General features: G+C 67.8%; 15 protein-coding genes. 13 read left to right on the forward strand and 2 right to left on the reverse strand.

Going from position 1 to position 12292, the window contains the following annotated elements; genetic code table 11:
• Nucleotides 1–316, forward strand: a 316-nt coding sequence (locus ABD327_RS15070) for a hypothetical protein (RefSeq protein ID WP_344450994.1), incomplete at its 5' end; no start/stop codon positions are given.
• A gap of 64 nt (nt 317–380) precedes the next feature.
• On the opposite strand, the gene ABD327_RS15075 is transcribed toward ABD327_RS15070, so the two are convergent.
• Nucleotides 381–1544, reverse strand: a complete 1164-nt coding sequence (locus ABD327_RS15075; RefSeq protein ID WP_344450995.1) for a type III PLP-dependent enzyme — start codon at nt 1542–1544, stop codon at nt 381–383.
• Between the two features lie 18 nt (nt 1545–1562).
• Entirely contained in the window at nt 1563–2330 is a 768-nt protein-coding gene (locus tag ABD327_RS15080) for a GntR family transcriptional regulator (RefSeq protein ID WP_344450996.1), read from the reverse strand.
• 147 nt (nt 2331–2477) lie between these two features.
• On the opposite strand from ABD327_RS15080, the gene ABD327_RS15085 reads away from it, so the two are divergent.
• The 12 genes from ABD327_RS15085 to ABD327_RS15140 all read left to right on the forward strand — a co-directional run.
• A complete protein-coding gene (locus tag ABD327_RS15085; protein WP_344450997.1) occupies nt 2478–2624 on the forward strand; it encodes a hypothetical protein in 147 nt (48 codons plus the stop codon).
• A gap of 41 nt (nt 2625–2665) precedes the next feature.
• Nucleotides 2666–2977, forward strand: a complete 312-nt coding sequence (locus ABD327_RS15090; protein WP_344450998.1) for a WhiB family transcriptional regulator — start codon at nt 2666–2668, stop codon at nt 2975–2977.
• Nucleotides 2977–3441 (forward strand): Pycsar system effector family protein, encoded by a 465-nt coding sequence (locus ABD327_RS15095; protein ID WP_344450999.1) that lies wholly within the window; start codon nt 2977–2979, stop codon nt 3439–3441. Before ABD327_RS15090 ends, ABD327_RS15095 begins: the two co-directional genes overlap by 1 nt.
• Nucleotides 3442–3547: 106 nt before the next feature.
• The gene (locus ABD327_RS15100; protein ID WP_344451000.1) at nt 3548–3688 is read left to right on the forward strand and encodes a hypothetical protein; all 141 of its coding nucleotides are present in this window, start codon (nt 3548–3550) and stop codon (nt 3686–3688) included.
• Nucleotides 3689–3765: 77 nt separating this feature from the next.
• Nucleotides 3766–4764 carry a hypothetical protein gene (locus ABD327_RS15105; RefSeq protein WP_344451001.1) on the forward strand — a complete coding sequence of 333 codons (999 nt, stop codon included), beginning with the start codon at nt 3766–3768 and terminating at the stop codon, nt 4762–4764.
• A 66-nt stretch (nt 4765–4830) separates the two neighbouring features.
• The gene (locus tag ABD327_RS15110) at nt 4831–7068 is read left to right on the forward strand and encodes an FtsK/SpoIIIE domain-containing protein (RefSeq protein ID WP_344451002.1); all 2238 of its coding nucleotides are present in this window, start codon (nt 4831–4833) and stop codon (nt 7066–7068) included.
• A gap of 172 nt (nt 7069–7240) precedes the next feature.
• A complete protein-coding gene (locus ABD327_RS15115) occupies nt 7241–7642 on the forward strand; it encodes a hypothetical protein (RefSeq protein ID WP_344451003.1) in 402 nt (133 codons plus the stop codon).
• Nucleotides 7643–7717: 75 nt separating this feature from the next.
• A complete protein-coding gene (locus tag ABD327_RS15120) occupies nt 7718–7894 on the forward strand; it encodes a hypothetical protein (RefSeq protein ID WP_344451004.1) in 177 nt (58 codons plus the stop codon).
• Nucleotides 7895–8307: 413 nt separating this feature from the next.
• Entirely contained in the window at nt 8308–9204 is an 897-nt protein-coding gene (locus tag ABD327_RS15125) for a deazapurine DNA modification protein DpdA family protein (protein WP_344451005.1), read from the forward strand.
• A complete protein-coding gene (locus ABD327_RS15130) occupies nt 9201–10109 on the forward strand; it encodes a bifunctional DNA primase/polymerase (RefSeq protein ID WP_344451006.1) in 909 nt (302 codons plus the stop codon). The genes ABD327_RS15125 and ABD327_RS15130 overlap by 4 nt, the downstream gene beginning before the upstream one ends.
• Entirely contained in the window at nt 10106–11671 is a 1566-nt protein-coding gene (locus ABD327_RS15135) for a hypothetical protein (RefSeq protein WP_344451007.1), read from the forward strand. Before ABD327_RS15130 ends, ABD327_RS15135 begins: the two co-directional genes overlap by 4 nt.
• Nucleotides 11672–12093: 422 nt before the next feature.
• A partial coding sequence (locus ABD327_RS15140; protein ID WP_344451008.1) for a helix-turn-helix domain-containing protein occupies nt 12094–12292 on the forward strand: 199 nt, incomplete at its 3' end.

Consider the following 12292-nt stretch of genomic DNA (forward strand, 5'->3'; position numbering starts at 1 on the left):
TTGTGTTGGCGCAATCGCCGCCTATCGCTCCAAAAAAACAAGTCGTCAGATTTTCCGCGAAGAACTGCCGAGTAGATTTATCTTCAACTGGGGCGATACCCTTCGGTCTAGCGCCAGCTACGAAGCGTTCTATGCGAAGCTAACCAGTCGCAGCAATAATGACATTTTGCGGTCCGCCTCCGCAGAGCTCTGGACCGTGATATTTCAGCACTCCAAAAAGCACAAGAACTTTCGGATGGGCGTCCGCTTTTTTCGCAGCTCCCTTATCCTATTTCTCCTTCTGTTTGTTTCGGCAATGATGCGTAGATTTCTCTAGCTAAATCATTTCCTAGGAACTTTAATACGCCCCGGACCACAGCCCGGGGCGTATTAAAGTTCCTTCACGCTGTCAAATAGCTGAAGGTCGGTTTGGGATGCATGAGGAAATCATGGTGGGAGATGTTCCAGGCGTAAGCGCCGGCCATGGAGAAGGCGACGAGGTCTCCGACGGTGATGTGGTCGGTGGGCATGTCGCGGGCGAAGACGTCCTTCGGGGTGCAGAGCTGACCGACCATGGTGACGGGTTCGTCGGTCACTGTCGGGCCGGGCTGGTTGCGGTGAATGACAGTGAAGGGTTGGTTGTGCTGCTTGGTGACGGGGGTGCGGAATTGCATAGTGCCGCCCCGGAGGACGGCGTACCACTGGCCGTGGGCCTTCTTCACGTCCAGGACTTCGGTGATGTACCAGCCTGAGTAGACGGTGATGGCGCGGCCCGGTTCGATGCGCAGAGTCTCGCCGGGTTGGGCGAGCGCAGCGACGTTTTCGGCGTAGCGCTTCCAGTCGAAGGTGATGGTGTCGGAGGCGGAGTAGTCGACAGCCATCCCGCCGCCGAGGTTGAAGTCCCGCGGGCCGGTGTGGCCGATCCGGTCGAGCCATGCGCGGCCCCACGTGAGGATCTCGGCAGACTGGGCAACCATGGCCGTGTCGTTCAGGCCGGATGCCAGATGGGCATGAATGCCGCAGAGTTTGAGCTGAGGGGAAGTTGCGAGGATCTCGGTGCAGGAATCGATGAGTTCAGGGTCCATGCCGAATGGGCCGCTCATGGCTAGGGCTACGCCGCTGCGGTCGCCGGCCAGGTTAAGACGAAGCATAATCTCAGCTTCCCGGCCGCTGTCCTTGGTGATGCGTGCGAGCCGGGACAGCTCGTAGGGGCTTTCGACGTGGATGCGCTCGACCCCGAGACGCAAGGCCAGGTCGAGTTCTTCGTCTGTCTTGCCGGGGCCGCCGAACGCGATGCGAGCGTCAGGGAGTGCCTCGCGGACGTGCGCCAGCTCGCCACCCGAGGCGACTTCGATCCCGTCCACGTACGGGGCAACAGTGTTCAGGACCGGGACATCAGGGTTGGCCTTTGCGGCGTAGAAGATCTCCGGTGCTCCCGGGACAGACAGGACAGACCGCACCGCGCTTACGTGCTCGCGGAGTGCGGCCAGGTCGTACACGAATGCGGGGAGCTGGGCTGATGTGGCCAGTTCCAAGGCGTGTTCTTCGACTCGGCGAGTGATCATCGGTTGGGTCTCCTGTCGTCAGGACAGCGGGAAGGCATATTCGGCCATCAGGTAGTGGGCGGGGGCGACCGAGACCGTCACCTCGACCACGCGCCCCTTTGCCGTCTTGCCGTAGTGCGCGATCTCGACCACCGTGCGCTCAGGGCTGATCTCCAGCGCGTTCGCCTCGGCCTCGGTGGGCAGGCGGCTCGGGATGATGCGCTCGACTGCCGAGACCTGCAGGTAGCCCAGTTCGCCGAGGGCGCTCTTAACACCGCCGACGATCACAGGGCCGTCTTCCTCAAGGACCGTACCTTCGGCGATTTCCAGCGGGAACCAGCTTGCGTTGAGGCGAACAGGGATGCCACTGGCGAGCAGGCGACGACGCCGGACCAGTGCGTTCACCTCATCGGGCGGCAGGCCAAGGGCCTCGGCGATCTCGGACGGCGGCTCGGCGTGTTCGGTCGTGATCTCGTGCTGCGGCTCTAGGCCGAGGGCGCGAACCTCGGCATCGAACGCGCCGCGGGCGCCCTTGTTCTCGCGGGTTGCTTGGTCGTACCGGGCCGGTGAGTGGAGCATCGGCGGCAGCCAGGTGACCATCGTGCCGCGCCCCTGACGCGGACGGACCAGGCCTTCGGCCGCGAGGACCTGCATAGCGCGGTTGACCAGGCTCCGAGACGCGCCGTACCGCTCAGCAAGCTCGGGCTCGGAAGGCAGCACGGATCCGGTCGGGTATGTGCCCTTGACGATCTCCTCACGGATCTTCGCAGCGATTTCTCGGAAACCGTGACGCTCTGAAACGGCCATCTAGCTGCTCCTTCTCCTCTTGGGGCTAGCGGGTCCCAGCCTACGGCACATGCCAAACGATTGGCGACTCTTGACAACGCGGTCGGCGTGAGCTCACAATCGGACTACTTGCCAAACGTTTGGCAACTTACTTCAGGGAGGCAGCAGATGATCCCGACCAAAACCACTCGTAGGTGGCCGCTGTACCTCGCGGCTGCTGCGTTCCTGCTCTACGCCATCAAGGCACCGGAATCCGCCGCTGCGAGCGTCCAGGCCGTCGCCGCCTCGCTGAGCACCTTCATCGGGGCCTTCTGATGACCGCCTCCGCCCGTCTCACCGAGTCTTTGGAGGCTTCCATGTCCCTCGTCCCGTTGCCGGTGCTGCCGCTGGTGGACCTGCTCGCCCGTCTGGGAAAGCAGGGCGAATGCCGGTATGACCCGGACCTGCACACCGGCCCGGACGTCTTCGAGGTCGAGCCGATCGCCGACCGCCGGGCGCGTGTGGACGCCGCCCGGACGGTCTGTGAGGGCTGCCCGGTGGCGCTGGAGTGCCTGGAGTACGCGCTGCGCACCAACCCCGACCACGGGGTGTGGGCCGGCTATACCCCCCGCGGGCTGGCCGCCCTACGCGCCCAGGTCCGCGCCGAGGTTGCGGCGGAGGCGGCCTGATGGCGCAGGAGGAGAAGACCCGGATCCTGGCCGGTGAGGTCGCGGCCGTCCGCGGTGAGCTGGCCCGCGTGGACGCCAAGTGCTCCACCCTGGTCGCCCTGGCCGGTGCGGGGCTGGCGTTCACGCTGACCGCGATCTCGGGCAAGGACGTACCGACGGCCGCCAAGGTCCTGCTGGCAGGTGCGGCCCTGATGCTGGCTGCCTCCGCTCTGGTTCTGCTGTTCAAGGCGCTGCGGCCCCGTCTGGGCCCGACGGGCTTCAACCGCTGGGCCCAGATGAGCCGCGACCAGGTCCGCGACGAGGTGTGGCGCGGCCCTCATGAGGAGTACCACCACGCCGAGGAACTGGTGGTCCTGTCCCGGATCGCCGCGGGCAAGTTCACCGCGATCCGCCACGGCGTGCACCTGCTGGCCGCCGGGCTGGTGCTGGTGGCCGCCGCGATCTGCGCGCAGGTCATCGCATGACCCGCCGCCCCGTACTGACGCGCTGACGCTGCGTCCGGACGGCCAGTCCGCTGAGCCCGGCCGTCCCACGGAACGCCAGACACACCACACCACCTGGAGGAATGCCATGGCAAAGCGAAGCGACTGGGGATGGTCCGCGGCCAAGGCCGACAGCTACCTGCGCGGCGGAAAGGGCTGCGTGAGCTGCGCTGAGGCCTACGCCTCCACAGAGGTCGACGGCGACCCGCTGTGCGCCGACTGCGCCTGAGCTGACGCTGCGTCCGGGCGGCCAGCCCCGAACCTCTGGCCGCCCCACGGAACGCCAGCCCACCGAAAGGAGAAGTCATGACCACGATCAACCCGATGCCCGACCCCGACGACATCGAGCGCGGCCTGGCGCAGATGGAGCAGTACATCGCCGCCCACCGACCCGCCCCCATCCTGCCCGTCGCCGCACACGCGAACACCGAGCAGAACGAGCAGCCGGCGGGTGGGGAGACCAAGCGGGTGCGGGAGTTGCGCGCCCAGGTCGCCGAGGCGCGCCTGCTGGCCGAGTTGCAGGACGACGACACTCCGCTGGAGGTCGATTCCCCCAAGGTTCTCAAGATGCGGCGTAAGGCCGCTGAGGCTGCCAAGCTCCACCGGTTGTCGCAGAACCCGGAGATGCGCGCCTATAAGGCCGCCCGTGCCCGCCGGATGTTCACGATCGTCCTGGTGGCCAGCCTGACACTGGCGCTGGGCTGGTCCACCGCCGGTGTCCAGAAGTTCGCCGCCAACGACGTCACCTCCGACACCGCGGCCTGGTGGTTGGCGTGGCTGGTCGAGCCGTTCATCTCCCTCGGGCTGCTGGGCGTGGTCGGCTCCCGCTCCTACCTGGCCATCCAAGGCTCCCCGCTGACCGGCGACGCCGAGGACACCGCCAAGAAGATCGAGTGGACCTTCCTGGGCTTGAGCCTGGGGATGAACGCCTTCCCCTACCTGCCGGGCGTGGCCGACCCCTTCGACCTCGACCGCCTGGTCATCCACATCCTTGGCCCCATCGTCGCGGTCGCCTCCGTGATCTACCTGTCGATCCACCTCAAGGGATTCAACGACCTCGACCCCCACCGCCTGTACGCGGGGGGTACGCCCCCTCCGTACAGGGAGAACGCGCCCGTTCACGTGGCCTCGACCCGCCTGGACACCGCCCCCCTGGTGGAGCACGCAAGGCAGGCCATCGCCTCCGGCCGGCTGACCCCCAGCGCCGGGATCCACAAGTACCGGGCGGTCCTGCTGGAGGTCCGCGACCGCATCGGCACCGACACCGCCCGCGCCGTCCGCAACGAAATCCTCAGCGACCCGTGAGCACCCCCGCCACCCGGCTTGACCCACCCCAGACCCGTCCCGCTTTCCCGACAGGAGGTATCCATCATGACCGTCGAGCCGATGCACGGCGATGAGCGCAAGGTGATCCCGCTGCGGCGGCCCGGTCAGGCCCCGCGCCTGTTCACCGACGGCGACACCCCGGACGAGGTGGAACTCTTCGACGAAGATGACGTCCTGGAGGGGGAGGTCGTCGGCGAAGAGGTCGAGTGGGAGGCGCTGCCCGTCCTGCACCGCGCCGCGGTCGTGGTCCGCGAGACCGTCACTTCCGACGCGGCCCGCACCGCCGCTCGCCAGGCCTCCTACCTGGTGGTCGGTGCGTCGGTGGCGCGGCGGCGGTGGAAGGACGCGCGCGGCGGCCGGTATGAGCGGATGATGAGCGCGGCCGAGGCAGTGGGTGACCACGAGGCGGTCCTGAAGTGGGCCGAACTCGCCGCCCAGTCGCACGCCGACCGGCACGCCCGCCGCATGGAGCGCGCCGCCAACTGGGGCCGTCACATCGAGCGCCTGCCCCTGTACGCCAAAGGCACCGCCGGAACCATGGGCGGCCTGGGTGTGCTTTTGGCCGTGGCCGAGAAGGACGCGGCCATGGTCGCCGCCCCTTTCCTGGCGATGGCCGATGTGGTCCAGTGGGCGATCCACATGGTGGTGATCCTGTGGGGTCCCGCCCTGGTCACCGCCCCGATCGTCGGCCTGCTGGCGCTGTGGGCCACCGGGCGCGGCAACCTGGCGGCCAGCGATATCGCCTGGGTGCAGGCCCTCAACCCCGCTGCCGAGGACGATGAGGCACCCATCACCCCGTCGGTGGTGGTCACCGCGCTGCGCGACCTGGGCATCCCCACCCTGCGCAAGGCGATCGAGGCCATGGGCGACGCCGGCGCCGCCATGCTCTCCCCCATCCGAATCGCCGGATGCGGCGTGGAACTCGACGTCACCCTCCCCTCGGGAGTCTCGACCGAGGAGATCGACAAGAAGCGCCGCAAGCTGGCCGAGAACATGGCCCGCCACGAGTACGAGCTGTTCATCACCATCCCCGCCAAAGCCCACACCGTCAGGTTGTGGATCGCCGACTCCGGCGCCCTGGACGAGCCGATCGGCCCGTCTCCGCTGGTCACTGGCACCTCGGTCCGCGCCGACTACTACCGGGGCCGCGCCCCGTGGGGTCAGACCCTGCGCGGGGACGCCGCCACCGTCAGCGTGTTCCAGCAGCATGTCCTGATCACCGGCAAGTCCAACCAGGGCAAGACCGCGAGCCTTCGTGCTCTTGCCCTGTGGCTGGCGCTGGATCCCACCGTGGAGTTCCGCATCGCCGACCTCAAGGGCGTCGGGGACTGGCGGATGTTCGAGGGCATCGCCACCGAGCTGACCCAGGGACCGGCCGACAAGCACATCATGGCCGCCACCCACATGGCCGAAGACGCCGTGGAGGAGATGAACCGGCGCATCGAAGCCCTGAAGGACTCCGGAGCCGAAGAAGGCGTCACCCGCGACATGGCACGCGCCGCCGGAAGCGGCTTCCACCCCCTGGTCGTCATCGTGGATGAGGCTCAGAAGGCCTACATGGCCTCCCACATCAAGGACGAGGCCGGTAACCCGTATGGCGGCAAGAGCTCCCGCAGCCGCTACTTCAAAGCTGTGCGCGAGCTGCACAACCAGGGACGGGCGGTCAACGTCACCCTGTGGCAGGGCACCCAGGACCCCACAGATGAGAACCTCCCGAAAATCGCCCGCGAGGGCGCCCACCTGCGCGCCTCCCTGTTCCTGGCCACCGAGTCCCAAGCCAAGATGGCACTCGGTGAGGCCCCCGTCGACCAGGGCGCCGCCCCCCACAAGCTGCGCGACGGCATCGACCTGGGCACCGTCGTCACCGTCGGGCCCGGCGTCGAGATCCCTCGCGGCCAGCCGTCGGTCACCATCCGCACCCACTTCGTCTCCGGCAAGGAAGCCGCCGCCGCCGCCGAGCGCGTCAAGAAGCAGCGCGGCCTCATCGCCACCCGCGAAGGCAAGGCCGAGAAGGTCGCGCCCCGCAGCCTGCTGGCCGACCTGGACGAAGTGCTGATGGGCCGCAGCGACGACGAAGTCCGCCTCTCCCACCTGCCCGCCCTGCTGTCCCAGCACGCCCCCGACCACGAGCCCTACCGACAGATCACCGGCGAGCAGATCGCCGCGACGCTCAAGGGCTACGACATCAAAGTCACCAAGACCGGCAACGTCTGGCGGCTCATGCCCGCCGACTTCCGCGCCGGGTTCGCCCGCATCACCACCGAGGACTTCAGCCAGGAGTGAGTTAGCTCCACACACACCCTCCGGAAGGCCCCCAGAAGCCTTCTGAGGGCCTCCCGCAGCCCCTCAAAACCGACCTAACTCACCTCACTTCCGCAGGTCAGGACCCTGATCGGCCCCAAGTGAGGGATCTAACCCAGTTAGCCGCGCCCGACCCCTTCAGGAGACGCCGATCATGACCGCCAAACGCACTCAGAACCGCACCACGAACCCCAACCCGGCCGCCGGCAAGCGCCCCGCCAACGCCCGCGTGGGCTCCTACACCCGCTCCGACGGCACCCGCGTTCGCTCCCACACCCGCACAGCCCAGATCGCCCGCACCAAGGCCGCCTGGATCGGCCTCGCCTTCTCCGGCGCAACGTCGACAGCGATCGTCCTGGAGGCCGGGGTCACCCTCCTCTCCACCCTCGCCATCGTCGCCATCGCCCTCCTGACCACCGTCGCGGTCCTGGCCACCACCGTGGCCGACCGCAACAAGAAGGCCATGGAGGGCTCCAAGACCCGCACCACCTCCCGGAACCGCAAGACCACCCGCCCCCGACGCCCCGCCTCCGGCCGCACCAACCGCCGCCGCTAACAACCCGTCCGAGCGGCCGACCCCTGCTACGCCAACCGCGTCCGCGAAATCTGACCCCGAAAGGAACCGCTGACCATGGCCAAGTCCTGGCGCATCGCCCCCGACCACACCGGATGCCGCAACAGCGACCGCTCCATCGAGGACGCCCAGCGAGACGGGGCGTGCCCCACCTGCGACGGCGCCGGACAACTCCTGTCGACCTTCGGCGGGCGGCACGTCCACGTCCCCTGCCCCGAGTGCGCCCGTAGGTAGCGGTGCGGCCCCGGCGGTTCTCCCGCCAAGAAGAACCCCGCCGGGGCCGCTCACCTCATCCCAGCTAAACGCCAGGAGGCATCTCCCATGATGAAGCCCACCCGCGGCAATACCAACCCGCCCGAGGCAAACACCAGTCCTCTCAAGCCCGGTCAGCAGTGCTCGTGCGCTGGCCCGTGTGCTCTGCACGAAGGACCGTGTCTGTCACGGCACCTGCGCTACTTCCCCGGGACCCGCACTCGCGTCTACCTCGACGCTCAGCGAGAAGGGCGCTGCCGGTTCTGTCTGCTGGCTACCGACCGGCCCAACACCGTCAGCAGCACTGTTCAGGCTGCGTTGCGCCGCCCGTTCGCCCAAGGCCAGCAAGACGACCTGTTCGACACCGCCCCCTACCAGCGCACCGGGGACCAGCGATGACGGCGCCGGTCTGCTCTGGCAAGCCGCTGTTCCTGCTGGGGATCTCCAAACCCCACTGGCTGTGGGGCAAGGACCTGCGCATCCCGATGTTCGTCTCCTACCGGCAGTTGTCCAAGGTCGTCCACCCCAAGCCCGCTACCTGGGACTGGGGGATGGACAGCTCCGGATTCACCATCCTGGCTTCCGAAGGCTGCTGGACTATCGATCCCCGCCAGTACGTGGCCGATGTGATCCGCTACCGCGCCCAAATCGGACGGCTGCTGTGGGCGGCTCCGCAGGACTGGATGTGTGAGCCCGCCGTCATCCACGGCGGCCACTTCGCCGGCATGTACTTCGTCGGCACCGGCCTGACCGTCCTGGAACACCTGTACCGCACGGTGGAGAACTACCTGCTGCTGTGCGAGCTGTGGCGGCACATGACCGGGGAGGACACCAGCCCGTTCATCCCCGTCCTTCAGGGCTGGGATCTGTATGACTACCTGCTCTGCTACGAGCTCTACCGGCAAGCAGGAATCGACCTACGCACCTTCCCTCTGGTCGGGCTCGGGTCGGTATGCCGCCGTGAATCCACCGCCGAGATCGGCATCATCGTCACCACCCTCGCCCAAATGGGCCTGCGCCTGCACGGGTTCGGGGTCAAGAAACGCGGCCTGCACCTATACGGATGGCGCCTAGCCAGCGCCGATTCCCAAGCCGGATCCCGCGGCATGCGCTACCGGCCCCCGATGCCGGGCTGTGAGGACAAGAAGTCCTGCGCCAACTGCCTACACGCCGCTCTGGAGTGGCGTGAGGAGATCATCCGACTGCTGGAGCGCCACCCGACCACCTACGGGCAGCAAAACGACATCTTCGACCACACCACCCTGACCAACCCCTGGGAAGGCGCCGCATGAGCACGCCCACCCCCGCAACCCTGACGCGGTATGCACTGGCCGCCGCCGCCCGCGGCTGGCACGTCTTCCCCGTCGCCGTCGGCGACAAGGAACCACCCAAAGGCGTGCGGTGGAAGCAGACCGCCACCACCGACCCCGACCGCATTCGAAAGATGTGGAGCCACCGCCCCTACAACATCGGCATCTCTTGCGGCCCCTCCCGCCTCGTCGTCATCGACCTCGACATCCCCAAACCCGGCGAGCAACCTCCCCCGAAGTGGGCGCTGCCCGGCATCAACGATGGCTCGGATGTCTTCGCCCTGGTGTGCGAGCGGGCGGGGCAGCCGATGCCGCTGGAGACGTTCCAGGTCCGCACCCGCCGCGGCGGCTTCCACCTGTACTTCACCGCCCCCGACGGCATCCGGCTGACCAACACCAGCGACGACCACGGCAACGGCCTGGGCTGGAAAGTCGACACCCGCGCGGATGGTGGATATGTGGTCGGGCCCGGCAGTTTCGTCGATCTGCCCGACGGCACTGGCCACTACGAACCCGTCCACACCCCCGCTGCTGCTCCGCTGCCCGCGTGGCTGGTCGAACGGCTCCAACCGGCCCCTCTGCCGCCGCAACGGCCCGTCGTGGTCGAACTGACCGCAGGGCGCCGCAGCGCCTACCTGGACGCCGCAATCAACGCCAGCCTCACCGCGATCGCCGAGGCTCCCCAGGGCCGCCGCAACGCCGTCCTGTACGGCGCTTCCGTGGCTCTGGGTCAACTCGTGGCCGGTGGCTCCCTGGAGGCGGCCAAGACCGAGGAGCTCCTGATGAACGCCGCCGTCCGCACCGGCCAGAGCGAAGGGGCGGCCCGGCGCACCATCCGCTCAGGCTTCCGCGCCGGCGCGAACCGGCCACGGAAGGTGCCAGCATGACCAGCACGCCACGCCTGCAGGTCGGCTCAGGGCCGGAGACCATCCGCGTCCTCAAGGCCGCCCTGGCCGACAACATGCTCCCCGACTCCTATGTCTCCGCCGGGGCCCTGGTCCACATGGAGACCGTCTCGGGCGGGCTGAGCAGCCCCGCGGCTGATGAGGACTCGCCGCTGCCCATCACCGCCAGCCCGCTCACCCCCGCCACCTTGGCCGGACTGCTGGCCGAACACGCCTACGTCTACCGGATCCGCTCCCGCAAAACCGGAGACGGCGGAAGCGAGACGTTCGAAGAAGAGATCACCCCGCCCCGCGACATCCTCTCCTCCGTGCTGGCGGCCAAGACTTGGCCCGGCGTTCTGCCGTTGCGCGGCGTGATCGGCGCCCCCGTCCTGCGCCGTGACGGCACCCTGTTGCAGGAGCCCGGCTATGACAAGGCGACTGGCCTATACCTGGCCTCCAAGGTCGCGCTGCCGCCCGTGCCGGACGCACCGACCGCCGAGCAAGTTCACGACGCGCGCGACTTCCTGCTCAACCGGTTCCTGCGCGACTTCCCCTGGTCCTCTGCGGCCGACCGCGCGAACTACATCGCTCTGCTGGCCACGCCGATCCTGCGGCACTACACCCGCTCCCTGACCCCGTTCGCCGTCATCGACGCGACCATGCCCGCCTCCGGCAAGTCCATCCTCACCGGCGGCCCCGGCATGCTCTACGGCCAGCGCGTCATGCCCTGGGCCTACACCGAAGAAGAACTCCGCAAGAGCATCACCGCGGTCTTCGCCGAACAGGTCGGCGTCGTCATCTGGGACAACCTGGCCGAGGGCACCGTCATCGACTCGGCCAACCTCGCCCTGCTGGTGACCGCCGGCGTGTGGTCCGACCGCCAACTCGGGGCGTCCCGCAACATCGCCACCGTCAACGACCGCCTGTGGATGGCCACCGGCAACAACCTCCAAGTCGGCGGAGACATGGCCTCCCGCACGGTTCGGGTCCACCTCGACCCGAACATGCCCCGACCAGAGCAGCGGGATCAGAGCCGGTTCGGCATCCCCCACCTCGACCAATGGATCACCAACCCGACCAACCAACTCACCGTGCTGTGGCACCTGCTCGTGCTGGTCCTGGACTGGACCCGCAACGGAGCACCCCGCGCCGACACCCTGGCCATGCGCCAGTTCACCCCCTGGGCCCAAGCCCTAGGCGGATTCCTCGCCCACCACGACATCGAAGGATTCCTCGCCAACGCCGCCGACGTCCGCGACGTCGACGAGGACGAAACCCGCTGGCGGGCGTTCCTGTCCTGCTGGCACACCCTGCACGGCTCCACCCCGATGACCGCCGCCGAACTGCGCAACAGCGGTGAGCCCGTCCACACCGGAATTTACGAACACGACCCGTGGGACGGCCAGTTCATCACCACCCACACCGGCCGGATGCCCAACGCGCTCTCTCTGGGTCGGCTCCTCACCGGGCAGACCGGACGCTGGCGCGGTGACTACGTGATCCGCTCCGCCAAGCACGATCGAGGCAACCGAAACGTGTTCTGGGTCGAGTGCCATGCCTGAACCGACTCCCAAGACGCTGAAACATCCCGGCATCTCGGCAACTCGGCAAACCTGCCCCTCACCAGCACGAATGCCTGCCGAGATAGCCAACACCAGCAACCGTCCATCTCGGCAACTCGGCAGCACCTGCCGAGATACCCCCCCGATTGCCGAGATGCCCCGATGCCGATCACCACCATCTCGGCAACCATCACCGCAGCTCAGGGCCACATCTGCCGAGATGCCGAGATGCCGAGATGTTTCAGCCCCTCCCACGACAGCAAGCGCGAGAGACCACGGGACGTCCCACCTGGACGCCAGCCTCCGACGCTCACAGGCCGACCGATAACCAGCACACCGTCCGAAACGCAAAGCGGCCCTGGGCCAGCCGACCAAAGCAGCGCCCAGGACCGCCGCCCCTTCAGAGAGGAGCACCACCCATCATGACCGTCACCGCACTGCCCAAAGCCCTTTACCGGGTCGAAGAAGCCCTGGAAATCCTGTCGATCAGCCGGTCCTGCTTCTATCGGGAGGTCAAGGCCGGACGAATCGGCATCGTCAAGGCAGGACGCTCCACCCGCGTCACCGCCGACTCCATCGCGCGGTTCGTCGAACTGCTGGAGAACGCGGCAGGGGCCGCCT

It is taken from the genome of Actinocorallia aurantiaca (genome assembly GCF_039533685.1).
Taxonomy (GTDB): domain Bacteria; phylum Actinomycetota; class Actinomycetes; order Streptosporangiales; family Streptosporangiaceae; genus Actinocorallia; species Actinocorallia aurantiaca.